Origin of the sequence: Streptomyces sp. NBC_00878 (genome assembly GCF_026341515.1) — a bacterium.
Classification (GTDB): domain Bacteria; phylum Actinomycetota; class Actinomycetes; order Streptomycetales; family Streptomycetaceae; genus Streptomyces.
This window is the reverse complement of sequence record NZ_JAPEOK010000001.1, coordinates 2,991,859-3,013,966: the sequence shown is the minus strand read 5'-3', so window position 1 is coordinate 3,013,966 and position 22,108 is coordinate 2,991,859. Positions and strand designations below refer to the sequence as shown.

Genomic DNA, 22,108 nt, shown 5'->3' with positions numbered 1-22,108 from the left:
AACAGGAGCCACTGGGTGACGAGCACGGACGTGCGCACGGAAGCAGAGGACTCGGGACCCAGCGGCTATGCGGCGGCCCGGCTGCGCCTTCTCCAGGAGGAGGCGCAGTCCGGGCCGCCGCGCCGTTCGGCCCTCGCCGAACTGACCGACGACTGGCTGTCCGGCCTGTTCGACGCGGGCGCCGACCAGCTGCGCGGCATCTCGCTCGTCGCCGTCGGCGGCTACGGCCGCGGCGAACTCTCCCCACGCAGCGACCTCGACCTGCTCCTCCTGCACGATGGCAGCGCCGACCCCGGCACGGTGGCCTCGCTCGCCGACCGCATCTGGTACCCGGTCTGGGACCTCGGCCTCGACCTCGACCACTCCGTCCGTACGCCCGCCGAGGCACGCAAGACCGCGGGCGAGGACCTCAAGGTCCAGCTCGGACTGCTCGACGCCCGGCACATCGCCGGCGACCTCGGCCTCACCGCCGGGCTGCGCACGGCCGTCCTCGCCGACTGGCGCAACCAGGCGCCGAAACGTCTCCCCGAACTCCAGGAGCTGTGCGCCGAACGCGCCGAACGCCAGGGCGAGCTGCAGTTCCTCCTCGAACCCGACCTCAAGGAAGCGCGCGGCGGCCTGCGCGACGCCACCGCACTGCGCGCCGTCGCCGCCTCCTGGCTCGCCGACGCCCCGCGCGAGGGCCTCGCCGACGCCCGCAGGCGCCTCCTCGACGTCCGTGACGCCCTGCACCTCGCCACCGGCCGTGCCACCGACCGCCTCTCCCTCCAGGAACAGGACCAGGTCGCCGCCGAACTCGGACTGCTCGACGCCGACACACTGCTGCGCCAGGTGTACGAGGCCGCCCGCGTCGTCTCGTACGCCAGTGATGTCACCTGGCGCGAGGTGGGGCGCGTGTTGCGGTCGCGCGCCGTCCGGCCGCGGCTGCGCGCCATGCTGGGCGGCGGCAAGCCGACCGCCGAGCGCTCACCGCTGGCCGAGGGCGTCGTCGAGCAGGACGGCGAGGTCGTCCTCGCCCGCGCCGCCCGCCCCGACCGCGACCCCGTACTGCCGCTGCGCGCCGCCGCCGCGGCCGCCCAGGCGGGCCTGCCCCTCTCCCTGCACGCGGTCCGCCGCATGGCCGCCGGGGTTCGCCCGCTGCCCACGCCCTGGCCCGCCGAGGCCCGCGAGCAGCTCGTCACGCTGCTCGGCTCGGGCCCCTCGACCATCGAGGTCTGGGAGGCTCTGGAGGCCGAAGGCCTCATCACCCGGCTGCTGCCCGACTGGGAGCGCGTCCGCTGCCGCCCCCAGCGCAACGCCGTCCACATCTGGACCGTCGACCGCCACCTGATCGAGACGGCCGTCCGCGCCGCGGAGTTCACCCGCCGCGTCCACCGCCCCGACCTGCTGCTGGTCTCCGCCCTGCTGCACGACATCGGCAAGGGCTGGCCCGGCGACCACTCCGTGGCCGGCGAGATCATCGCGCGGGACGTGGCGGCCCGGATCGGCTTCGACCGCACGGACGTGGCGGTGCTCGCCACCCTCGTACGCCATCATCTGCTGCTCATCGAGACAGCCACCCGGCGCGACCTGGAGGACCCGGCGACCGTGCGCTCGGTGGCCGAGGCGGTCGGCTCGCAGGGCACGCTGGAGCTGCTGCACGCGCTGACCGAGGCCGACGCGCTGGCCACCGGGCCCGCCGCCTGGTCGTCGTGGCGCGCTTCCCTCGTCGCCGACCTGGTCAAGCGGGTCTCCGCCGTGCTCGCCGGGGACACCCCCGAGGAGCCCGAGGCAGCCGCGCCCACCGCCGAGCAGGAGCGGCTCGCCATCGAGGCGTTCCGCACCGGCGGACCCGTACTCGCGCTGCGCGCCCAGACCGAACCGCCCACCGAGGAGCCGTCCGGCGACCCGGAGCCCCTCGGCGTGGAACTGCTCATCGCGGTGCCCGACCAGGAGGGTGTCCTGCCCGCGGTCGCGGGCGTCCTCGCCATGCACCGGCTCACCGTGCGCGCGGCGGAACTGCGCGCCCTGGAGCTGCCCGACGACGTCCAGGGCTCCGTCCTGCTCCTCGACTGGCGGGTCGCCGCCGAGTACGGCTCGCTGCCACAGGCCGCCCGCCTGCGCGCCGATCTCGTACGCGCCCTCGACGGCTCGCTCGACATCGCCGCGAAGCTCGCCGAGCGGGACGCCGCGTACCCGCGTCGGCGGGGCATCGTGGCGCCGCCGGCCCGGGTGACCGTGGCCTCCGCCGGATCCCGGCTCGCCACGGTCATCGAGGTGCGGGCCCATGACGCGCCTGGGCTGCTGCACAGGATCGGGCGCGCCCTGGAGAAGGCCCACGTACGGGTCCGCAGCGCCCATGTCTCCACGCTGGGCGCGAACGCGGTGGACGCCTTTTATGTGACGGGGCCTGACGGGGCGCCGTTGCCGGGGGAGCAGGCGGCTTCGGTGGCGCGGGCGCTGGAGGACACGTTGCGCCAGTGAGTTCCGCTCGGGTCGCTTCTTCGTCTGCGGGTCGGCTGTGGCTGGGCGCGCCCACGCGGCGGAGCCGCATGATGTCACAGCCCCGCGCCCCTTACGGGGCGGAACCCTGTGACGGGGTGGAGACCCTTTCTGGCGCGTGCAGATACCCTGGAGGGCGGACCTGCCCCCCTGCCCCCTACTTGAGGATTCGCGACCGCCGTGTTCGACACTCTCTCCGATCGCCTCGCAGCGACATTCAAGAACCTTCGCGGCAAGGGGCGCCTGTCCGAGGCGGACATCGACGCCACCGCGCGCGAGATCCGCATCGCCCTGCTGGAAGCGGATGTCGCGCTGCCGGTCGTGCGGGCCTTCATCAAGCAGGTCAAGGAGAGGGCCCTCGGGGCCGAGGTATCGCAGGCGCTGAACCCCGCCCAGCAGGTCATCAAGATCGTCAACGAGGAACTCGTCGGCATCCTCGGTGGCGAGACCCGTCGGCTGCGGTTCGCCAAGCAGCCGCCGACCGTGATCATGCTCGCGGGTCTGCAGGGTGCCGGTAAGACCACGCTCGCCGGAAAGCTCGGCAAGTGGCTCCAGGGCCAGGGGCACGCCCCGCTGCTGGTCGCCTGCGACCTCCAGCGCCCGAACGCCGTGACCCAGCTGAGCGTCGTCGCCGAGCGTGCCGGAGTCGGCGTCTACGCCCCCCAGCCGGGCAACGGCGTCGGTGACCCGGTCCAGGTCGCCAAGGACTCCATCGAGTACGCGAAGCAGAAGCAGCACGACGTCGTCATCGTCGACACCGCGGGCCGCCTCGGTATCGACCAGGAGCTGATGCAGCAGGCCGCGGACATCCGCGACGCCGTCTCGCCGGACGAGATCCTCTTCGTCGTCGACGCGATGGTCGGTCAGGACGCGGTGAACACCGCCGAGGCCTTCCGTGACGGCGTCGGCTTCGACGGCGTGGTCCTCTCGAAGCTCGACGGCGACGCCCGTGGTGGTGCCGCGCTCTCCATCGCGCACGTCACCGGCCGCCAGGTCATGTTCGCCTCGAACGGCGAGAAGCTGGACGACTTCGACGCGTTCCACCCGGACCGCATGGCGTCCCGCATCCTCGGCATGGGCGACATGCTCACGCTGATCGAGAAGGCCGAGCAGACCTTCTCGCAGCAAGAGGCCGAGCAGATGGCCGAGAAGCTGGCCTCCAAGAAGGGCCAGGACTTCACGCTCGACGACTTCCTGGCCCAGATGGAGCAGGTCAGGAAGATGGGCTCCATCTCCAAGCTGCTCGGCATGCTTCCCGGCATGGGCCAGATCAAGGACCAGATCAACAACCTCGACGAGCGCGACGTCGACCGTACGGCCGCCATCATCAAGTCGATGACGCCGGGCGAGCGCCAGGAGCCGACGATCATCAACGGCTCGCGCCGTGCGCGTATCGCCAAGGGTTCCGGTGTCGAGGTCAGCGCGGTCAAGGGTCTGGTCGAGCGGTTCTTCGAGGCCCGCAAGATGATGTCCCGCATGGCGCAGGGTGGCGGTATGCCGGGGATGCCCGGGATGCCGGGCACGGGTGGCGGCGCCGGCCGCTCGAAGAAGCAGCCCAAGAAGGCCAAGGGCAAGCAGCGTTCGGGCAACCCGATGAAGCGCAAGCAGCAGGAGGAAGAGGCGGCGGCGCGTCGCGAGGCGGCGGGTCAGGCCGGCGGAGCCTTCGGCCTGCCGGGCGGCCAGCAGCCCCAGGAGTTCGAACTCCCGGACGAGTTCAAGAAGTTCATGGGCTGACGAGCTCTTTTCTCGCCCCGCCGCCCCTACCCATTCCCGTCACTTCCTCGGGGGCGCTGCCCCCGAACCCCCGCTCCTCAAACGCCGGAGGGGCTAATTACCAGCCTGTCCGGCGTTTGAGGACGAGCGCGTTGAGCGCGATACGGGGGTCTGGGGGCGGAGCCCCCAGGGGATGGGACGGGTAGGGGCGGCGGGGGCGAAAAACACCCCCGCCTCACCCCGCACCCCTCAAGCCGTCCGTGTGATCAGATACCGAAACACGTTCGGCATCCACACCGTCCCGTCCCGCCGTTGGTGCGGGTGAAGCGCCTCCCGCACCTCCTTGTCGACCTGCGCCTGATCCGTGGCCGCGACAGCCGCGTCGAAGAGCCCGGTGGACAGCAGCCCCCGCACCGCGTTGTCCACATCGGCGTACCCGAAGGGACAAGCGACCCGCCCCGACCCGTCGGGCCGAAGCCCGGCCCGCTGGGCGACCTCCTCCAGATCGTCCCGGAGTGCGGGCCGCCAACTCCCCGCACCATGCGGATCCGTTGCCCGCAGCGGATCCGCCAGCTTCGTGGCGACCCGCAGAACCGAGGACGTCGCACACCGCTCCGGCGGCCCCCACCCCGTGAGCACGACAGGAACGCCCCGCCCCACGAGCGGAGTCGCCTCCGCCAGCGACTCGCCCAGCCCTTCGGAGTCCCCGGCCACACACCCGATCGGCTCGAAGGCCGTCACCAGGTTGTACGCGGCCGTGCCCGCACCGCCCGCCAGCTCCGCCGGCCCTCCGTCGACCAGCCGCGTCCCGGCACGCGCACGCGTGCCCCACGCCTCGGGCAGTAAACGCTCCCGCGCGAGAGCCAGCCGCTCGGGCGCCGAAGCGTCGGCACCGGTGACCCCGGCACCCCGCGACGCCGCCATCAGCAGCGCGAGACCGGAACCGCAGCCGAGCCCCAACAGCCGGGTGGCAGAGCCCACTTCGAGTCGCTCGTACACGGCCTCGTAGAGCGGGACGAGCATCCGCTCCTGAATCTCGGCCCAGTCACGCGCGCGTGCCCACGGATCCACCCGGGGCGCAGCCCCCGCGTGAGGTAGGTGATGCCGCACGAGCGTAGGTGTCATCGAAAGCGCCCCAATCCGCCGAGAGTTGCCTCTGTGCCCCGTTTCTTCACGCCCCGTTTCTCCACCCCCGTGCAGTGCGCGAGCACTCCCCCCGTATGCCAGGTAACTCCGCGCTCGTCGTGTCGTCCAGGGGTTACGGCGCCCGGCTTGTCCGCCACCGGCGTACGCCGCGAGATTTCACATCCCGGCAACCTGGGCCCGTACCATCGCGCCATGGCAAAGGCACCCGTGCTCACGCCCAGGGCGGACGATTTCCCGCGCTGGTACCAGGATCTGATCAACAAGGCCGAACTGGCCGACAACGGTCCGGTGCGCGGCACGATGGTGATCCGGCCCTACGGCTACGGGCTGTGGGAGCGGATGCAGCGGGAGATGGACGCCCGTATCAAGGAGGCGGGTGCCCAGAACGCGTACTTCCCGCTACTCATCCCGCAGTCGTATCTGACGAGGGAGGCGGAGCACGTCGAGGGTTTCGCGCCCGAGCTCGCCGTCGTCACGCACGGCGGGGGCAAGGAACTGGAGGAGCCGGTCGTCGTCCGCCCCACCTCCGAGACGATCGTCAACGCCTCCTTCGCCAAGTGGGTGCAGAGCTACCGCGACCTGCCCCTGCTGGTCAACCAGTGGGCGAACGTGGTCCGTTGGGAGATGCGCCCGCGCGTGTTCCTTCGTACGACCGAATTCCTGTGGCAGGAGGGACACACGGCCCACGCCACGTACGAGGACGCCCGGGACTACGCCGCGTACATCCACGAGAAGGTGTACGCGGACTTCATGGTGAACGTCCTCGGGATCGACGTGGTGCTGGGGCGGAAGACTCCGGGCGAGCGGTTCGCCGGGGCCGTCAACACCCTCACGCTCGAAGCGATGATGGGCGACGGCAAGGCCCTGCAGATGGGCACCAGTCATGAGTTGGGCCAGAACTTCGCCAAGGCCTTCAATACCCGGTACCTGTCCAGGGAGGGCCGGGAGGAGCTCGTCTGGCAGACCTCCTGGGGGTCCTCGACCCGCATGGTGGGTGGCCTGATTATGTCGCACGGCGACGACAGTGGGTTGCGGGTGCCGCCGCGCCTCGCCCCCGTACAGGTCGTCGTCCTCGCGATCAAGGGCGACGATGCGGTTCTGGCCAAGGTCCGCGAGCTCGCCGATCGGCTGAAGGCGGCGGGCGTACGCGTCCAGGTCGACGACCGTACGGACATCCCGTTCGGCCGCCGTGCCGTCGACTGGGAACTCAAGGGCATCCCCGTACGCATCGAGGTCGGCCCCCGTGACCTGGAGAACGGCACCGTGATGCTGGCCCGCCGCATCCCCGGCGGGAAGGAGCCGGTGGCGGTCGACGCCCTCGTACAACTGCTGCCCACCGTTCTCGAAGAGGACCAGGCGCTGTTGCTGACGCAGTCGCGCGAGCGGCGGGAGTCCCGGACGTCCGAGGTGTCGACGATCGAGGAGGCCGTCGAGGCCGCCGGCACCGGCTGGGCGCGTATCCCCTGGGCCGCGCTCGGTGAAGAGGGCGAAGCCGAGCTCGCCGCGCATGCCGTGACCGTACGGTGTCTGGTCGCCGAGGACGGGTCGGTGCCCGGGACCGACGACGCACCCGGTAACGTCGCAGTCGTGGCCCGCGCCTACTGAGCCCCGGCATTCCGCGGCGAGAAGGACCGAAACGCCTCTTGCGCATCTGATGACCGCAGGTGTCCCGGCGTGCGGACACCGTCTACATGCCGGGGCGTACGGGTCGCTACGTACCGGCTAGGTGCGAACTGTGAGGCTTCTCCGCAGATCAGCGCACCCGCCCTCGTCCGGACGCATCAGGGGCAACTGACGGGTACGTGCAAATTATTTGGGATGCCCCGGAATAGGAACACAGAGGCACCCCGGCTCGTTCTCATTACGTGAGCACGACACCACCTGTTCTCGCCGCAGAGCTGGCAGGGGCGTGGGCCGACATTCAGCGGCACCACCCCGAGCTGCCCGATCTTGCCGCGCCAGAGTCCCTGATCGGAGAGTCGTCGTCCGCCTGCGGACACGAGCTCTCCTTCGAGCGACTGCTTCACGAAGCAGTCCACGGCATCGCCGCCGCCCGAGGAGTCCGTGACACCTCCCGCGCCGGCCGATACCACAACCGCAGATTCCTCGCGATCGCCGAGGAGCTGGGCCTGGACCACCCGGAGGAGCCGCATCCCAGCAGCGGCTTCTCTCTGGTCACGCTCAACCCCGAGGCGAAGCGGCGCTACCGCCCGACGATCGAGCGGCTGCAGCGCGCCCTCAAGGCGCACACGGTCGCGACCGCCGCGGACACGGCCCGCAGCTTCCGGGGCCCGGCCGCCCGGCACGGTTCCTCCGGAGGAGGCGTGCGCGTGAAGGCGGTGTGCGACTGCGGGCGCAACGTCCGCGTCGTCCCGTCGGTCCTCGCCCAGGCACCGATCGTGTGCGGAGGGTGCGGGAAGCCGTTCCGTATCCCGGAGGTGGTCGGCGCGGCAGCGGGCTGAGCGGGTAGTCGCGGACAGTTGCCGTAGCGGCGGGCCGTCGTGCCGCCGGGGTGGAGCGGGAGAGCGCAGTGGCATCTCGTGGGTGCCGGGTTGCGCAGCGCCCTACCTCGACGGCGACACCCGCGCGGGACCCGAAACCGTGCCGCGGGCGGTCACCTCCTGCCCGGGTCGAGGCGCCCGTCAGGGTGTGGCAGAATGGCCAGCTGTACTCGACAGCCGCACAGGACCCCTCTCTCCTCCGGCTGACGCGTCCATCGGGCACTCGGGTACCGCAACCCCACGCGGCAATCTCGCCGTGCCCAACCACGTCAAGACCAGGAGACACCACTCCCGTGGCAGTCAAGATCAAGCTGAAGCGTCTGGGCAAGATCCGTTCGCCTCACTACCGCATTGTCGTCGCCGACTCCCGTACCCGCCGTGACGGCCGGGCCATCGAGGAGATCGGTCTGTACCACCCGGTGCAGAACCCCTCGCGCATCGAGGTCGACTCCGAGCGTGCGCAGTACTGGCTGGGTGTCGGCGCGCAGCCGACCGAGCCCGTTCTCGCCATTCTCAAGCTGACCGGTGACTGGCAGAAGCACAAGGGCCTGCCCGCCCCGGCGCCGCTGCTCGTGGCCGAGCCGAAGGCCGCGCGCCCGCTGTTCGACGCCCTGGGCGGCGACGACGAGGGCAAGGGTGAGGCCATCACCCAGAAGAAGAAGACTGAGAAGAAGGACGAGGCCGCCGCCGAGTCCGCGTCGACCGAGGCCTGAGCATGCTCGAGGAGGCTCTCGAGCACCTCGTGAAGGGCATCGTCGACAACCCGGACGACGTGCAGGTCGCTTCGCGCAACCTGCGCCGTGGACGCGTTCTGGAGGTCCGGGTGCACCCCGACGACCTCGGTAAGGTGATCGGTCGCAACGGCCGCACCGCACGCGCCCTGCGGACCGTCGTGGGCGCCATCGGCGGCCGCGGTGTCCGTGTCGACCTCGTCGACGTGGACCACGTCCGCTGACGTAACACGCAGCACCGGCTCGGGCCGGGGAGGGCCTTCGGGTCGTCCCCGGCCCGTAGTCGTCTGCGTCGCAGCCGTCCACCCCGTGGTCGGTCGGGCGGCCATGCCGTAGGCACACGAACAGGAGATCAGGCAAGTGCAGCTGGTAGTCGCGCGGGTGGGCCGCGCCCATGGCATCAAGGGCGAGGTCACCGTCGAGGTACGTACCGACGAGCCGGAGCTCAGGCTCGCGCCCGGTGCCGTCCTGGCCACGGACCCCGCCTCGGCCGGTCCGCTGACCATCGAGACAGGGCGGGTGCACAGCGGCCGCCTCCTGCTGCGCTTCGCGGGCGTACGCGACCGCAACGGCGCCGAGGCGCTGCGCAACACCCTGCTCATCGCCGAGGTCGACCCGGACGACAAGCCCGAGGACCCGGACGAGTACTACGACCACCAGCTCATGGACCTGGACGTCGTCACCAAGGACGGCGCCGAGGTCGGGCGCATCACCGAGATCTCGCACCTGCCGTCCCAGGACCTCTTCGTGGTGGAGCGGGCCGACGGGAGCGAGGTGCTGATCCCGTTCGTCGAGGAGATCGTCGTAGAGATCGACCTGGAGGAGCAGCGGGCGGTCATCGACCCGCCGCCCGGACTGATCGACGACCTGGCCGAAATCGCCTCCTCCAGGGATGCGGACGACTCCTCTTCCAGGGATGCCGAAGACGCCCCCTCCGGGGATGCCGAAAACGCCTCCTCCGGAGACGAGGCGTAATGCGGCTCGACGTCCTCACGATCTTCCCCGAGTACCTGGAACCGCTGAACGTCTCGCTCGTCGGCAAGGCACGCGCGCGTGGACAGCTGAATGTGCACGTGCATGATCTGCGGGAGTGGACGTACGACCGGCACAACACGGTCGACGACACCCCGTACGGCGGCGGCCCCGGCATGGTCATGAAGACCGAGCCCTGGGGCGACGCACTGGACTCCGTCCTCGCGGACGGCTACGAGACGGGCTCCCGCGGGCCCGTCCTGGTCGTGCCCACGCCCAGCGGCCGTCCCTTCGACCAGGAGCTCGCCGTCGAGCTCTCCGAGCGCCCCTGGCTGGTCTTCACGCCCGCCCGTTACGAGGGCATCGACCGGCGGGTCATCGACGAGTACGCGACCCGTATGCCCGTCTACGAGGTGTCGATCGGCGACTACGTGTTGGCCGGCGGTGAGGCGGCCGTCCTCGTCGTCACGGAGGCCGTGGCCCGGCTGCTGCCCGGTGTCCTCGGCAACGCCGAGTCCCACCGGGACGACTCCTTCGCGCCGGGAGCCATGGCCAACCTCCTGGAGGGCCCCGTCTACACGAAGCCGCCCCAGTGGCGCGGGCGCGAGATCCCAGGAGTACTGGTCAGCGGCCACCACGGGAAGATCGCCCGCTGGCGCAGGGACGAGGCACTGAAGCGCACGACGGCCAACAGGCCGGACCTCATCGAGCGTTGCGATCCGGCCGCCTTCGACAAGAAGGACCGCGAAATGCTCTCCATCCTCGGCTGGCAGCCCGGCCCCGACGGCCGATTTTGGCGCAGGCCACAGGCCGTGGAAGAATAGGCGGCTGCTGTACGTCGTCCGGCGTGCGCCCCTGCCACAGGGGGACACGACGCCCGCCCCGACTCGCACGGCCCCCCTTCTGGAACACCGACTTCCGTTGATGACCTGTGGCATCGGCGAAGAAAGCAGACGATCATGGCCCACCTGCTCGACACCGTCGACTCCGCGTCGCTGCGCAGCGACGTCCCGGCCTTCCGCCCGGGTGACACCGTCAACGTCCACGTCCGCGTCATCGAGGGCAACCGCTCCCGTGTGCAGCAGTTCAAGGGCGTAGTCATCCGCCGCCAGGGCGCCGGTGTCCGCGAGACCTTCACGGTCCGCAAGGTCTCGTTCTCCGTAGGCGTCGAGCGCACCTTCCCGGTGCACACCCCGATCGTCGAGAAGATCGAGCTCGTCACCCGCGGTGACGTGCGTCGCGCCAAGCTGTACTACCTCCGCGAGCTGCGCGGCAAGGCCGCGAAGATCAAGGAGAAGCGCGAGAGCTGAGCAGCCGCGCCGGGCTCCACATGACGGCCGGATAGCATCTGGCCCCGATGGACGCCGAAGCACAGCAGACGGAGCGCGACCGCTCCTCCCACCCCGCCGGATCCGAAGAGATCTCGGACACAGAGGGGACGGAGGGACGGTCGCGTTTCGCGTTGGTGGCCCGGGCCGCCGACTGGCTGCCGGGTGGCCGGATCAGCCTGACCGTGCTGTTCTGTCTGGTTTTCCTCCTGCTCCTCAGCCGCTTCGTGATCCAGCCGTTCCAGATTCCCAGTGGCTCGATGGAGCCTGGATTGAGGATTGGGGACCGCGTTCTCGTAAATAAGTTGGCGTACCGTTTCGGTGCTGAGCCGAGGCGCGGTGACGTCGTCGTGTTCGACGGCACCGGTTACTTCGGCGACGCCGACTACATCAAGCGTGTCGTCGGTGTGGGGGGAGACCATGTGGTCTGCTGCGACAGGCAGGGGAGGATCGGAGTGAACGGCCGGTCGGTCGACGAATCGACGTTTCTGTACCCGGGCGACAAGCCGTCAGAGGTGTCCTTCGACGTCGTCGTGCCCGACGGCTCTCTGTTCGTCCTCGGCGACCACCGCGGCGACTCCAGCGACTCCCGCGACCACCTGGGCTCCCCGGGCGGCGGCATGATCCCCGTCGACGACGTGATCGGCAGAGCGGGCTGGATCGCCTGGCCGGTCGGCCACTGGACCTCTCTGGAGCGCGCCGACGGCTACGCGCGCGTGCCTGCTGCCACGGGCCGGGGCGCCCCGCGGACGAGCGAGCCGAGCACCGCGGACGGTGTCCATGGGTAACCGCGGCAAGCCCCGCAGCGCCCGCAGTGCCGCCGAGGACCTCCTGCCCACCGGCAGCCGGCGTACCGGAGGCCCCGTCATGCCCGGCCGGGCCGAGCGGCGCAAGCTCGCCCGCAAGGTCAAGCGGCGCAGACAGCGTTCGGCGATCAAGGAGATACCCCTCCTGATAGGGGTCGCCCTGCTCATAGCGCTCGTCCTGAAGACCTTCCTCGTCCAGGCCTTCGTGATCCCGTCGGGCTCCATGGAGCAGACGATCCGGATCGGTGACCGCGTCCTGGTCGACAAGCTCACGCCGTGGTTCGGCTCGAAGCCCGAGCGCGGAGATGTCGTCGTGTTCAAGGACCCCGGCGGCTGGCTGGAGGACGAGCAGCCGGTGGCGAAGTCGGACGACCCCATCGTCGTCAAGCAGGCCAAGGAGCTGCTGACCTTCATCGGCCTGCTGCCCTCCGACAACGAACGGGACCTGATCAAGCGGGTCGTGGCGGTCGGCGGCGACACCGTCAAGTGCTGCGACACCCAGGGCCGCGTCACCGTCAACGGCATGCCGCTCACCGAGCCCTACATCAACCCCGGCGACAAACCCTCGTCGCTCACCTTCGAGGTGAACGTGCCCGCGGGACGCCTCTGGGTCATGGGCGACCACCGCTCCAACTCCGCCGACTCCCGCTACCACCGCACCGAGAAGTACGGCGGCACCATCTCCGAGGATGTCGTGGGCCGCGCCATGGTCATCGCCTGGCCGATCGGTCACTGGAGTCAACTCGAGGAGCCGGATACGTACGCTTCCGTGCCCGACGCGCCCGGTGGGGCGGGCGTTGTGCTCGGCGCGTCGCATAGGGTGGCCACCGCGGATCGATACGGATTGATCCCGCTCCCGACTCCTGCGGAACTCCCGCTCGTTATGGGAGTGGTGGGCCTGCGTCGTATCCGTCGCAGGCGGCGGCACGGAGTGAGGAGTGGATGTGGGGGAATTGGCGGTCGGCGCACGGTCCGGACACGAGGGTCCCGAGGAGCGACCGGAACGACCGGAAGAGTCGCTCCCCCCGGCCGAAGAGGACGACGTGACCGCCGGAAGTGACTCCGGTGACGACGGGGGCAGAGACGCCCAGGACGGCGACGGGGCCGCTCCGCAGCCGAAGAAGCCGCGGTCCTTCTGGAAGGAACTCCCGCTGCTCATCGGCATCGCGCTGGTTCTCGCGCTGCTGATCAAGACCTTCCTGGTCCAGGCGTTCTCGATCCCCTCGGACTCGATGCAGAACACCCTCCAGCAGGGTGACCGGGTCCTGGTCGACAAGCTGACCCCGTGGTTCGGCTCGGAGCCCGAGCGCGGCGAGGTCGTCGTCTTCCACGACCCCGCCGAGTGGCTGGCGGGCGAGCCGACCCCGACTCCGAACGCGATCCAGAAGGGCCTCAGCTGGATCGGTCTGATGCCCTCCGCCGAGGAGAAGGACCTCATCAAGCGTGTCATCGGCGTCGCCGGCGACACGGTCGAGTGCAAGGGCACCGGCCCGCTGAAGGTCAACGGCAAGGCGTTGAACGAGGCTTCCTACGTGTATCCGGGGAACACGCCGTGCACCGTGGACGACATCGGCGGCCAGTTCAAGGTGAAGGTACCCGAAGGCAAAATCTGGGTCATGGGTGACCACCGGCAGAACTCGCTGGACTCCCGCTACCACCAGCAGGACAAGTACAAGGGCTTCGTGCCCGTGGACAACGTCGTGGGCCGCGCCATCGTGGTCGCCTGGCCGCCCACCCGCTGGTCCACGCTGCCGGTGCCGGACACCTTCGACCAGGACCTCAGCGCCGCGGCTCCCGGTGTGCTCGGGCTCGCGGGCGCGGTGCCGCTGGTGCTGTGGCGCAGGCGCCGCCTTACCGTCGGGAACACCAGGGTTTCTGGGCCGGGTACCGCCGGGTAGGGTGCGATCCCAGATCGCCGATCTTCCGCGGCCCGTACGGGGGCCGCGGGGTCGATTCTCCGATGTGGGGGAGCACTGGGATGAGCCGGACAAGTCGTACGGACGAGGGTCATGGTCGGCTCGGCAGCATGCTGTCGGGACTGGTCATGGCCCTCGGCTGTGTGCTGTTCCTGGGCGGCTTCGCCTGGGGCGCGGTCGTCTACCAGCCCTACACCGTGCCGACCGACTCGATGTCCCCCACCATCGCGGCCGGTGACCGGGTGCTCGCCGAGCGGATCGACGGCTCGGACGTCGAGCGCGGTGACGTCGTCGTCTTCAAAGAGGCCAGCTGGGGCAACATGCCCCTGGTCAAGCGGGTTGTCGCGGTCGGCGGTGACACGGTCGCCTGCTGCACGGACGGCAAGCTGACCGTCAACGGCAAGAAGATCGACGAGCCGTATCTCCCCAAGGGCAGCGTGGCCGAGGGGGCCACGATCCCGGCCATCGAGGTCCCCGAGGGCAGGCTCTTCCTGCTCGGCGACGAGCGCAGCGGCTCCCTCGACTCCACCGCCCACCTCACGGAAGCAGGCAGTGGTTCGGTGCCGCGCAGCGCGGTGAACGCCCGCGTCGACGCCGTGGCCTGGCCCATGGACGGCATGCTGGCCCGTCCCACGAACTTCGAGGCCCTCGGCGGCATCTCCGAGCCGGGGCCCCTGCGCCTGGTCCTCACGGCGATCGTGGTGGGCGCGGTATTCGTCCTCGGCGGAGGGGCGTACGGTCCGATCGCCAAACGGGCTGGGCGTCGGCGAGGCCGCACGGGCACGAGGGAGCAGGCCCTTGCAGGCTGAGGCGCCTCAGGGGGCGGGCGAGCACTCGGCCGCGGAGTCCGGAAGTCCGGAGTCCGGAAGCACCGGCGAGCAGCCGGTCCCGGGGCCCGACGGGCTCGGGGAACTGCGGAAGGTCGCCCGGGTGGTGCTCCTCGATCCGCGGGACCGCATCCTGCTGCTCCACGGCCACGAACCCGAGAACCCGTCGGACAGCTGGTGGTTCACACCGGGCGGCGGCGTCGAGGGCGACGAGACACGGGAAGAGGCCGCGCGGCGGGAACTCGTGGAGGAGACCGGCATCACCGAGATCGAGCTGGGCCCGGTGCTGTGGCGGCGGACCTGTTCGTTCCCGTTCGCAGGGCGCCGCTGGGACCAGGAGGAGTGGTACTACCTGGCCCGTACGACGCAGACGGCGACCGAGCCCAGGGGACTGACCGAGCTGGAACGGCGCAGTGTCGCCGGAGCGCGCTGGTGGACGTGCCAGGAACTTAACCAGGCACATGAGACGGTGTATCCGACCAGACTCGCCGAGCTGCTGCGCAGGCTGCTCGACGAAGGGCCCCCGGCCAGGCCCGAGACCCTCGACACGGAAATCGTCTAGGGGCTCGCGGGGCTGGCGCACAATAGGGGGACGCACGGCTGAAGGGGAACATGCCATGAGCGCCGAGGACCTCGAGAAGTACGAGACCGAGATGGAGCTGAAGCTCTACCGGGAGTACCGCGATGTCGTCGGTCTGTTCAAATATGTGATCGAGACCGAACGGCGCTTCTATCTCACCAACGACTACGAGATGCAGGTGCACTCGGTTCAGGGTGAGGTGTTTTTCGAGGTGTCCATGGCGGATGCCTGGGTGTGGGACATGTACCGGCCTGCTCGGTTCGTGAAGCAGGTGCGTGTCCTCACGTTCAAGGACGTGAATATCGAGGAGCTGAACAAGAGCGACCTCGAATTGCCGAGCAGCTGAGGGTCACATCGGCTGACCGGCTGACCGGCTGGACGTGGCTGCTCGGCTGGGGCGGCCGCTCGTGTGGGTGACCGAGTTGTCCACAACCGAGTGGCCGTCCACCAAGATCCACTAGCGGATCGCGGTGGGCTCACTGTGGGTGCCGGAGGTGGTGCCCACATGAAGACGTCCAAGGCACGCAACGCACTGGGAAAGTACGGCGAGGATCTGGCCGCGCGGCGGCTGACCGAGTCGGGAATGACGGTCCTGCGGCGCAACTGGCGCTCCGGCAGGACCGGTGAGATCGACATCGTGGCCCGGGACGGCGACGCGCTGGTCGTCTGCGAGGTCAAGACCCGCCGCACGGGTGCCTTCGAGCACCCGATGGCCGCCGTGACCCCCGCCAAGGCACAGCGGCTGCGCGGCCTCGCCGAGCGCTGGCTGCAGGAACACGGAGGAGCGCCACCCGGCGGCGTCCGCATCGACGTCGTCGGCGTCCTCCTGCCCGACCGCGGCGCCCCCGTCGTGGAGCACGTGCGGGGGGTGGCCTGATGGGATTCGCGCGTACGTGCTCGGTGGCCCTCGTCGGCGTGGAGGGCGTCGTCGTCGAGGTCCAGGCGGACCTGGAGCCGGGGGTCGCGGCGTTCACGCTGGTCGGCCTGCCCGACAAGAGCCTGACGGAGAGCAAGGACCGGGTGCGGGCGGCCGTGGTCAACTCCGGCGGGGAGTGGCCGCAGAAGAAGCTCACGGTGGGACTCAGCCCGGCCTCGGTGCCGAAGAGCGGAAGCGGATTCGATCTCGCGATCGCCTGCGCGGCCCTGGGGGCCTCCGAGCGCATCGACCCACGGGTGCTCTCCGACATCGTGATGGTCGGAGAGCTGGGCCTGGACGGCCGCGTCCGGCCCGTACGGGGAGTGCTGCCGGCCGTGCTGGCCGCGGCGGACGCGGGATACGAGCAGGTGGTCGTGCCGGGTTGCGCCGCCGCCGAGGCCTCGCTGGTGCCCGGGGTGTCCGTGCTCGGAGTCCGCAGCCTTCGGCAGCTGATCGCCGTCCTCACGGACGAAGCGGTGCCCGACGAGGATCCCGACGACCAGGGTCGGCCCGATCCGCTGCTCGCGGGCCTGCGCATGCCGGGGACGGGCGCGGCCACGGGCATGCACAGCATGGGCGCCACACAGCACGATCACGGACACGACCTCTCCGACGTCGTCGGCCAGCACTCGGCACGGACCGCGGTGGAGGTCGCCGCGGCCGGCGGCCACCACCTGTTCCTGGAAGGCCCGCCGGGGGCGGGCAAGACGATGCTCGCCGAGCGGCTGCCGGCCATTCTGCCGACGCTCAGCCGCGGCGAGTCCCTGGAGGTCACCGCCGTCCATTCGGTCGCGGGTCTGCTGCCACCGGGCAAACCCCTGGTCGATGTCGCGCCCTACTGCGCACCGCACCACTCGGCGACCTTGCAGGCGCTCGTCGGAGGCGGCCAGGGAATCGCACGGCCGGGCGCGGTGTCGCTCGCTCACCGGGGAGTGCTCTTCCTCGACGAGACACCCGAATTCAGCAGCCACGCCCTCGACGCCCTGCGCCAGCCCCTGGAGTCGGGGCATGTGGTGATCGCGCGCAGCGCCGGTGTCGTGCGCTTTCCGGCCCGGTTCCTGATGGTGCTCGCGGCGAACCCCTGCCCGTGCGGCCGTTTCTCGCAGCGGGACAGCCTGTGCGAGTGCCCGTCCTCCGCGATCCGCCGCTACCAGGCCCGGCTCTCCGGACCCCTGCTCGACCGGGTCGATCTGAGGGTCGAGGTGGACCGCGTCACCCGTTCCGAACTCACGGAGCGGGGTGCGCGCGGCGAATCGACCGAGACGGTCGCAGAGCGGGTGCGGGCGGCCAGGGAGCGGGCCGCCGCGCGTCTGACGGACACTCCCTGGCGGACCAACAGCGAAGTACCGGGGCGCGAGCTGCGCAGTCGTTGGTACGCCTCCGTGGGAGCCATGGACGACGCGGAGCGAAGTCTGGAGCGGGGTGTGCTCACCGCACGCGGTCTCGACCGTGTCCTGCGTGTCGCCTGGACCGTCGCGGACCTGGTGGGACACGACAGGCCCGACGTGACGGACGTCGCCCTCGCGCTGCAACTGCGCACCGGGGTCCCTCGGGGTGTGCCGATGGCGATCGGGGCGCTGTCGTGAGCGGGGACACCAGGGACCGAGAAGACAGCAGGGATAGCAGAGACAGCAAGGGCAGAGGAGACAGCAGGGATAGCAGGGACTGTGGGGACGGCAGTTACGAAGCGCGGCTTCACCGGGCCTTCCTCGCCCGCGTCATCGAACCGGGGGACGAGGTCTGCGGACGGTGGCTCCGCGAGATCGGGGCGGCGGAGGTCGTCCGGCGGCTCCTCGGAGGCGGGCAACAGCTGCCGGGCGTGACGGACAAGAGATGGGCGGGCTTGCGGGCCCGGGCCGAGCGGGCGGACCCGGAGCGGGACCTCGCCGTGGCACGGGACGCCGGGACGCGGTTCGTGTGCCCCGGGGACGCCGAGTGGCCCGCGCAACTGGACGACCTCGGGGACGCACGGCCCACCGGTCTATGGGTGCGGGGGAGGCCCAGCCTGCGGATATGGGCGCTGCGCTCCGTCGCCGTCGTGGGGGCACGGGCCTGCACCGAGTACGGGGCGTACATGGCGTCCGTACTCGGTGCGGGGCTCGCCGAGCGGGGCTGGGTCGTGGTGTCCGGGGGTGCCTACGGGGTGGACGGCGCGACGCACCGTGGCGCGCTCGGCGCGGGCGGGGCCACCGTCGCCGTACTCGCCTGCGGGGTCGACCGGCCCTACCCGCGCGGGCACACACAGTTGATCACCAGGATCGCCGAACAGGGACTGGTCGTGGGCGAGTTGCCGCCCGGCGACCATCCGACACCGAGCAGATTCATCCTCCGCAACAGAGTCATCGCGGCGTTGACCCGTGGCACGGTGGTCGTCGAGGCGGCCTACCGGAGCGGCGCTCTGGTGACCGCCCGGGCGGCTCAGCGGTTGGGCCGGTATGCGATAGGAGTACCTGGTCCGGCCACCAGCGCGCTCTCGGCGGGGGTGCACGAACTGCTGCGCGGGGACGCGACGCTGGTCACCGACGCCGCGGAAGTCGCGGAGCTGGTCGGCGACATGGGCGAGCTGGCGCCGGACCGGCGTGGGCCGGTGCTGCCGCGCGACCTCCTCGACCCGGCCGCCGCCCGTGTGCTCGCCGAGCTGCCGGCCCGCCGGACCGCGTCGTCCGAGGAGATTGCCAGGGGCGCCGGGACGACGGCGGACGACGCGGTCGCGAGGCTGTACGAACTCCGCTCACTTGGCTTCGTCGAACGACACGGCGACGGCTGGAAGTTGACACGCCAGGCCACTTTCTCCGTCGGTACGGATCGGGGGCGATGCTGACTGAGAGTGTTCGGCCGTCCGGGCGACCCCCCGAAACCCTTGGCAGTTCGCATAGTTGGCGCTCCTCGGTGGTTACGCATGGCGACGACCGTGACCCTGAGGAGCGCCCAGCGGAACGTATCTGCGCACGGTGGATCCCTCGACCTTCGCGCACTGCGACGGTGCAGTCACGCTACGCTCACAAGGATTCCGACTCAGACAGGCAACTCGACATCAGACCGACAGCTCACTCGGACACTCACAGTTCACGGCAGAACGGCACAAGGCGACGAATGCCCCAGCACACCTCCGGGTCTGACCGGGCGGCTGTTCCACCCGCTGCCCGCAGCGGCGTGCGGCCGCCCGCCCCCTCGACGCTCGACGAGCTGTGGAGGTCGTACAAGACCACGGGCGACGAGCGACTGCGCGAGCAGCTGATCCTGCACTACTCGCCGCTGGTGAAGTATGTTGCGGGCCGGGTGAGCGTGGGGCTGCCGCCCAATGTGGAGCAGGCTGACTTCGTCTCGTCGGGAGTGTTCGGGCTGATCGACGCCATCGAGAAGTTCGACATCGAGCGGGAGATCAAGTTCGAGACGTACGCGATCACGCGGATCCGGGGCGCGATGATCGACGAACTGCGGGCGCTGGACTGGATCCCGCGGTCCGTGCGGCAGAAGGCGCGCAATGTCGAGCGGGCCTACGCGACGCTGGAGGCACGGCTGCGGCGTTCACCGTCGGAGTGCGAGGTGGCCGCCGAGCTGGGCATCGCGGTCGACGAACTGCACGCGGTGTTCAGCCAGTTGTCGCTGGCGAACGTGGTTGCCCTGGAGGAGCTGCTGCATGTCGGCGGCGAGGGCGGCGACCGGCTGAGCCTGATGGACACCCTTGAGGACACCGCGGCAGACAATCCCGTGGAGGTCGCCGAGGACCGGGAACTGCGACGCTTCCTGGCGCGGGCCATCAACACGCTCCCCGAGCGCGAGAAGACCGTCGTCACGCTCTACTACTACGAGGGCCTCACGCTCGCCGAGATCGGCAATGTCCTCGGTGTGACGGAGAGCCGGGTCAGCCAGATCCACACCAAGTCCGTCCTCCAGTTGCGGGCCAAGCTGGCGAGTTTTGGGCGCTGACCTCGCTGAATCGTCCCTGCCTCCGGCGTGCGACGGCGCGCGGATCCATCGGCGGCCCTGTGGCGGGGCGTGCGCGCCGAAGACGGATGCTGCCGCTCGTGACGCCTCTGACGTGGGGCTTCTTTCGGCCGGGGCACCTTGGATCAAGCCCTGACGGACGAGAGTCTCCCGTCTTGGGCGGGGCATCCGTAAAGTGGGAGCGTGCCAAGGATTCGAGCGGCCTCCGTGGCCGAGCACCGGTCGATGCAGCGAGCCGCCCTGCTGGACGCGGCACGGTCCCTGCTGTCCGAGGGCGGGACGGAGGCGCTGACGTTCCCGGCACTCGCCGAGCGGACGGGACTCGCGCGGTCCTCCGTATATGAGTACTTCCGGTCGCGGGCGGCCGTCGTCGAAGAGCTCTGCGAGGTCGACTTCCCGGTGTGGGCTGCCGAGGTCGAGACGGCGATGTCGCTGGCCGGGACGCCCGAGGGCAAGGTCGAGGCGTATGTCCGCCAGCAGCTCGGCCTCGTCGGGGACCGACGCCACCGTGCCGTCGTGGCGATCTCCGCGAGCGAGCTCGACGCGGGCGCGCGCGAAAAGATCCGCGCGGCTCATGGGGGACTTGTCGCGATGATCGTGGAGGCGTTGCGGGACATGGGGCACGAGCAGCCCCGGATGGCCGCGATGCTCCTTCAGGGGATCGTGGACGCGGCCGTGCGCAGGATCGAGATCGGCGCGGCCGAGGAGCCCGGCGTGATCACCGATGCGGCCGTGGCGATGGCTCTGCGGGGCGTGCAGGGCTGAGTCCGGCGGCGTCCACCGAGCAGGGCAACTTCTTAGGCGTGTCGGTCGGTGCCGATCCGGCAGGATGTCGTTCGTACTCGGAGTGAGGGACCCCTTGTGGAGGGTGGACGCCGCCTTCGCACGTACGCCCGGAGGTTGTTGTCATGTCGTTCACCGACGAAGAGATCGCCTACATGCGGTCACAGCCGCTCGCCCGCGTCGCGACGCTGTCGCCCGACGGCCGGCAGCCCGACGTGGTCCCGCTCGCCTTCGAATACGACGGCACGCACTTCTGGGTCGGGGGCAGTGGCTCGTCGGTCGCCGGGACCCGCAAGTTCCGCAACATCCGGGCCGGCCACCACGAGGTGGCCCTCGTCATCGACGATCTGGTGTCCCTCGATCCGTTCATCGCACGAGGCGTACGGATCTACGGCACTGCCGAGGAACCGGTCGAGCGTGTGGGGATGGTCGGGCCCGGGCTCTATACCCGCATCACGCCGACCGTCTCCTGGAGCTGGAACATGGCGGGCCGTCCGGTGGGCGCGGAGTGGTACCCCTCGCGGCGCTCGGTCCATGAGACGCCGTCGCACAGCCGGCCGGACCAGAGCTAGGGCACGACCCGTAAACCGGCCTCGGGCACGACCCGTACCCCGACCTTGGGCACCCCGATGACCGGCAACAGCCGTGACGGACCCCGGCTGAGCAGCCATGGTGGGAGCAAGGACAGCGGGTCCAGGTACGCGTCGGCCCGGCGCAGGCCCCAATGCAGGCAGAACTGCGGGCAGTGGGAAGCCGGCGGTTCCAGTACGCCGACCACCTCGCCCGCCGACACCTCCGCTCCCTTCTTCACCGTCGCCCGCACCGGCTCGTACGTCGTGCGCAGGGGTGGGTCTCCCGTGCCGGTCAGTTCCACTGAGACGACTCCCCGGCCCGCGACCCGGCCCGCGAAGGAGACGCGGCCGGGGGCGACGGCGCGGACCGGCGTGCCGGGGGTCGCGGTGAGGTCCACGCCGCGGTGGCCCCGGCCGAAGGTGGTGGCGGGGGGTTCCCAGCCTCGTATCACCGCCGGCCGCAGGCCCACGGGCCAGGTGCGGCCGACCGCGGGCACCGGTGAGTCGGCGCTCGGTGGCGGGAGCGCACCGCCGCTGGAGTCGCCGCCGGGGTCGCCGTCGAGGGCGGTCGCCGCGGGTAGGGCCGCGCACAACGCGGCCACCATCAGGGCCGACAGCAGCGCCAGCCACGTACCAGGACATCGTTCTGCTCGCATGCGAGAACGGTCCCGTGCGCGGCGGGAAAAAGTGGATCATGGCCGGGATCTGTGGAGTACCGGCCGGTTGTGGACAGCGGCGTCACCCGGCACCTCGCGGGTCCCGTACACTTCATGTGGCGATCCGGGTCACCGGGTCGACTTCGCACGCCCCGACATCAGGCCATCAAACAGCCGGTGTCAGCGCCTCTCGGTCCCCAGTGGCAAGGCGCAAGTGGGCGTCAGGCGCGAG

At 70.5% G+C, this 22,108-nt stretch carries 23 protein-coding genes; 21 read left to right on the top strand and 2 right to left on the bottom strand.

The features are described 5' to 3' along the window. Positions 1-15: 15 nt before the first annotated feature. Complete coding sequence (locus OHA11_RS12340; RefSeq protein ID WP_266495284.1) at positions 16-2,463, top strand: [protein-PII] uridylyltransferase; 2,448 nt, start codon at positions 16-18, stop codon at positions 2,461-2,463. Positions 2,464-2,661: 198 nt separating this feature from the next. Next, complete coding sequence (gene ffh / locus OHA11_RS12335; RefSeq protein WP_266495282.1) at positions 2,662-4,215, top strand: signal recognition particle protein; 1,554 nt, start codon at positions 2,662-2,664, stop codon at positions 4,213-4,215. 228 nt (positions 4,216-4,443) lie between these two features. Here ffh and OHA11_RS12330 read toward each other — a convergent pair whose 3' ends face one another. Next, positions 4,444-5,319, bottom strand: coding sequence for an SAM-dependent methyltransferase (locus tag OHA11_RS12330; RefSeq protein WP_266495280.1), 876 nt, complete (start codon positions 5,317-5,319; stop codon positions 4,444-4,446). Between the two features lie 213 nt (positions 5,320-5,532). Between OHA11_RS12330 and proS the strand changes: the two genes are divergently transcribed. The 19 genes from proS (at position 5,533) to OHA11_RS12235 (ending at position 21,220) form a co-directional block, all read left to right on the top strand. Further along, complete coding sequence (proS, locus tag OHA11_RS12325) at positions 5,533-6,945, top strand: proline--tRNA ligase (protein ID WP_266495278.1); 1,413 nt, start codon at positions 5,533-5,535, stop codon at positions 6,943-6,945. Between the two features lie 260 nt (positions 6,946-7,205). Next, on the top strand, positions 7,206-7,802 hold the full coding sequence (locus OHA11_RS12320) for a hypothetical protein (RefSeq protein WP_107021810.1): 597 nt from the start codon (positions 7,206-7,208) through the stop codon (positions 7,800-7,802). Positions 7,803-8,134: 332 nt separating this feature from the next. Continuing rightward, complete coding sequence (gene rpsP, locus OHA11_RS12315) at positions 8,135-8,554, top strand: 30S ribosomal protein S16 (protein WP_266495269.1); 420 nt, start codon at positions 8,135-8,137, stop codon at positions 8,552-8,554. Positions 8,555-8,556: 2 nt separating this feature from the next. Then, positions 8,557-8,796, top strand: a complete 240-nt coding sequence (locus OHA11_RS12310) for an RNA-binding protein (protein WP_003973401.1) — start codon at positions 8,557-8,559, stop codon at positions 8,794-8,796. Between the two features lie 136 nt (positions 8,797-8,932). Further along, the gene (gene rimM / locus OHA11_RS12305; protein ID WP_266495266.1) at positions 8,933-9,547 is read left to right on the top strand and encodes a ribosome maturation factor RimM; all 615 of its coding nucleotides are present in this window, start codon (positions 8,933-8,935) and stop codon (positions 9,545-9,547) included. Continuing rightward, entirely contained in the window at positions 9,547-10,368 is an 822-nt protein-coding gene (trmD, locus tag OHA11_RS12300; RefSeq protein WP_266495264.1) for a tRNA (guanosine(37)-N1)-methyltransferase TrmD, read from the top strand. Before rimM ends, trmD begins: the two co-directional genes overlap by 1 nt. Before the next feature lie 135 nt (positions 10,369-10,503). Then, positions 10,504-10,854, top strand: coding sequence for a 50S ribosomal protein L19 (gene rplS, locus OHA11_RS12295; RefSeq protein WP_266495262.1), 351 nt, complete (start codon positions 10,504-10,506; stop codon positions 10,852-10,854). Positions 10,855-10,901: 47 nt separating this feature from the next. Continuing rightward, positions 10,902-11,660, top strand: coding sequence for a signal peptidase I (gene lepB, locus OHA11_RS12290; protein WP_266495260.1), 759 nt, complete (start codon positions 10,902-10,904; stop codon positions 11,658-11,660). Then, entirely contained in the window at positions 11,653-12,738 is a 1,086-nt protein-coding gene (lepB, locus tag OHA11_RS12285; protein ID WP_266495258.1) for a signal peptidase I, read from the top strand. The genes lepB (OHA11_RS12290) and lepB (OHA11_RS12285) overlap by 8 nt, the downstream gene beginning before the upstream one ends. Further along, on the top strand, positions 12,623-13,576 hold the full coding sequence (lepB, locus tag OHA11_RS12280) for a signal peptidase I (RefSeq protein ID WP_266495256.1): 954 nt from the start codon (positions 12,623-12,625) through the stop codon (positions 13,574-13,576). Before lepB (OHA11_RS12285) ends, lepB (OHA11_RS12280) begins: the two co-directional genes overlap by 116 nt. An 80-nt stretch (positions 13,577-13,656) precedes the next feature. Continuing rightward, positions 13,657-14,403 (top strand): signal peptidase I, encoded by a 747-nt coding sequence (lepB, locus tag OHA11_RS12275; RefSeq protein WP_266495248.1) that lies wholly within the window; start codon positions 13,657-13,659, stop codon positions 14,401-14,403. Positions 14,404-14,506: 103 nt separating this feature from the next. Beyond that, positions 14,507-14,983 (top strand): NUDIX hydrolase, encoded by a 477-nt coding sequence (locus OHA11_RS12270; protein ID WP_266507110.1) that lies wholly within the window; start codon positions 14,507-14,509, stop codon positions 14,981-14,983. Positions 14,984-15,038: 55 nt separating this feature from the next. Further along, positions 15,039-15,347: a DUF2469 domain-containing protein gene (locus tag OHA11_RS12265; RefSeq protein ID WP_055510545.1), complete on the top strand. Its 309-nt coding sequence runs from the start codon at positions 15,039-15,041 to the stop codon at positions 15,345-15,347. Positions 15,348-15,506: 159 nt separating this feature from the next. Continuing rightward, positions 15,507-15,878 (top strand): YraN family protein, encoded by a 372-nt coding sequence (locus OHA11_RS12260; RefSeq protein WP_266495240.1) that lies wholly within the window; start codon positions 15,507-15,509, stop codon positions 15,876-15,878. After that, entirely contained in the window at positions 15,878-17,503 is a 1,626-nt protein-coding gene (locus tag OHA11_RS12255) for a YifB family Mg chelatase-like AAA ATPase (protein WP_266495237.1), read from the top strand. The genes OHA11_RS12260 and OHA11_RS12255 overlap by 1 nt, the downstream gene beginning before the upstream one ends. A gap of 134 nt (positions 17,504-17,637) precedes the next feature. Continuing rightward, complete coding sequence (dprA, locus tag OHA11_RS12250) at positions 17,638-18,738, top strand: DNA-processing protein DprA (protein ID WP_266507108.1); 1,101 nt, start codon at positions 17,638-17,640, stop codon at positions 18,736-18,738. Positions 18,739-19,010: 272 nt separating this feature from the next. Next, positions 19,011-19,847, top strand: coding sequence for an RNA polymerase sigma factor WhiG (gene whiG, locus OHA11_RS12245; RefSeq protein WP_266495235.1), 837 nt, complete (start codon positions 19,011-19,013; stop codon positions 19,845-19,847). A 225-nt stretch (positions 19,848-20,072) separates the two neighbouring features. Continuing rightward, the gene (locus tag OHA11_RS12240; RefSeq protein ID WP_266507107.1) at positions 20,073-20,630 is read left to right on the top strand and encodes a TetR/AcrR family transcriptional regulator; all 558 of its coding nucleotides are present in this window, start codon (positions 20,073-20,075) and stop codon (positions 20,628-20,630) included. 143 nt (positions 20,631-20,773) lie between these two features. Beyond that, on the top strand, positions 20,774-21,220 hold the full coding sequence (locus OHA11_RS12235) for a PPOX class F420-dependent oxidoreductase (RefSeq protein ID WP_266495232.1): 447 nt from the start codon (positions 20,774-20,776) through the stop codon (positions 21,218-21,220). Here OHA11_RS12235 and OHA11_RS12230 read toward each other — a convergent pair. Further along, entirely contained in the window at positions 21,217-21,876 is a 660-nt protein-coding gene (locus tag OHA11_RS12230; RefSeq protein WP_266495230.1) for a M23 family metallopeptidase, read from the bottom strand. The genes OHA11_RS12235 and OHA11_RS12230 overlap by 4 nt on opposite strands. Positions 21,877-22,108: the final 232 nt, after the last annotated feature.

Bases quoted from the DNA above. Each gene is read 5' to 3' on its own strand.
- lepB (WP_266495260.1), top strand. From the start codon at position 10,902: ATGGACGCCGAAGCACAGCAGACGGAGCGCGACCGCTCCTCCCACCCC.
- OHA11_RS12235 (WP_266495232.1), top strand. From the start codon at position 20,774: ATGTCGTTCACCGACGAAGAGATCGCCTACATGCGGTCACAGCCGCTC.
- lepB (WP_266495248.1), top strand. From the start codon at position 13,657: ATGAGCCGGACAAGTCGTACGGACGAGGGTCATGGTCGGCTCGGCAGC.
- trmD (WP_266495264.1), top strand. From the start codon at position 9,547: ATGCGGCTCGACGTCCTCACGATCTTCCCCGAGTACCTGGAACCGCTG.
- OHA11_RS12310 (WP_003973401.1), top strand. From the start codon at position 8,557: ATGCTCGAGGAGGCTCTCGAGCACCTCGTGAAGGGCATCGTCGACAAC.
- OHA11_RS12230 (WP_266495230.1), bottom strand. From the start codon at position 21,876: ATGCGAGCAGAACGATGTCCTGGTACGTGGCTGGCGCTGCTGTCGGCC.
- proS (WP_266495278.1), top strand. From the start codon at position 5,533: ATGGCAAAGGCACCCGTGCTCACGCCCAGGGCGGACGATTTCCCGCGC.
- OHA11_RS12265 (WP_055510545.1), top strand. From the start codon at position 15,039: ATGAGCGCCGAGGACCTCGAGAAGTACGAGACCGAGATGGAGCTGAAG.
- OHA11_RS12255 (WP_266495237.1), top strand. From the start codon at position 15,878: ATGGGATTCGCGCGTACGTGCTCGGTGGCCCTCGTCGGCGTGGAGGGC.
- OHA11_RS12260 (WP_266495240.1), top strand. From the start codon at position 15,507: ATGAAGACGTCCAAGGCACGCAACGCACTGGGAAAGTACGGCGAGGAT.
- lepB (WP_266495258.1), top strand. From the start codon at position 11,653: ATGGGTAACCGCGGCAAGCCCCGCAGCGCCCGCAGTGCCGCCGAGGAC.
- rplS (WP_266495262.1), top strand. From the start codon at position 10,504: ATGGCCCACCTGCTCGACACCGTCGACTCCGCGTCGCTGCGCAGCGAC.
- OHA11_RS12330 (WP_266495280.1), bottom strand. From the start codon at position 5,319: ATGACACCTACGCTCGTGCGGCATCACCTACCTCACGCGGGGGCTGCG.
- whiG (WP_266495235.1), top strand. From the start codon at position 19,011: ATGCCCCAGCACACCTCCGGGTCTGACCGGGCGGCTGTTCCACCCGCT.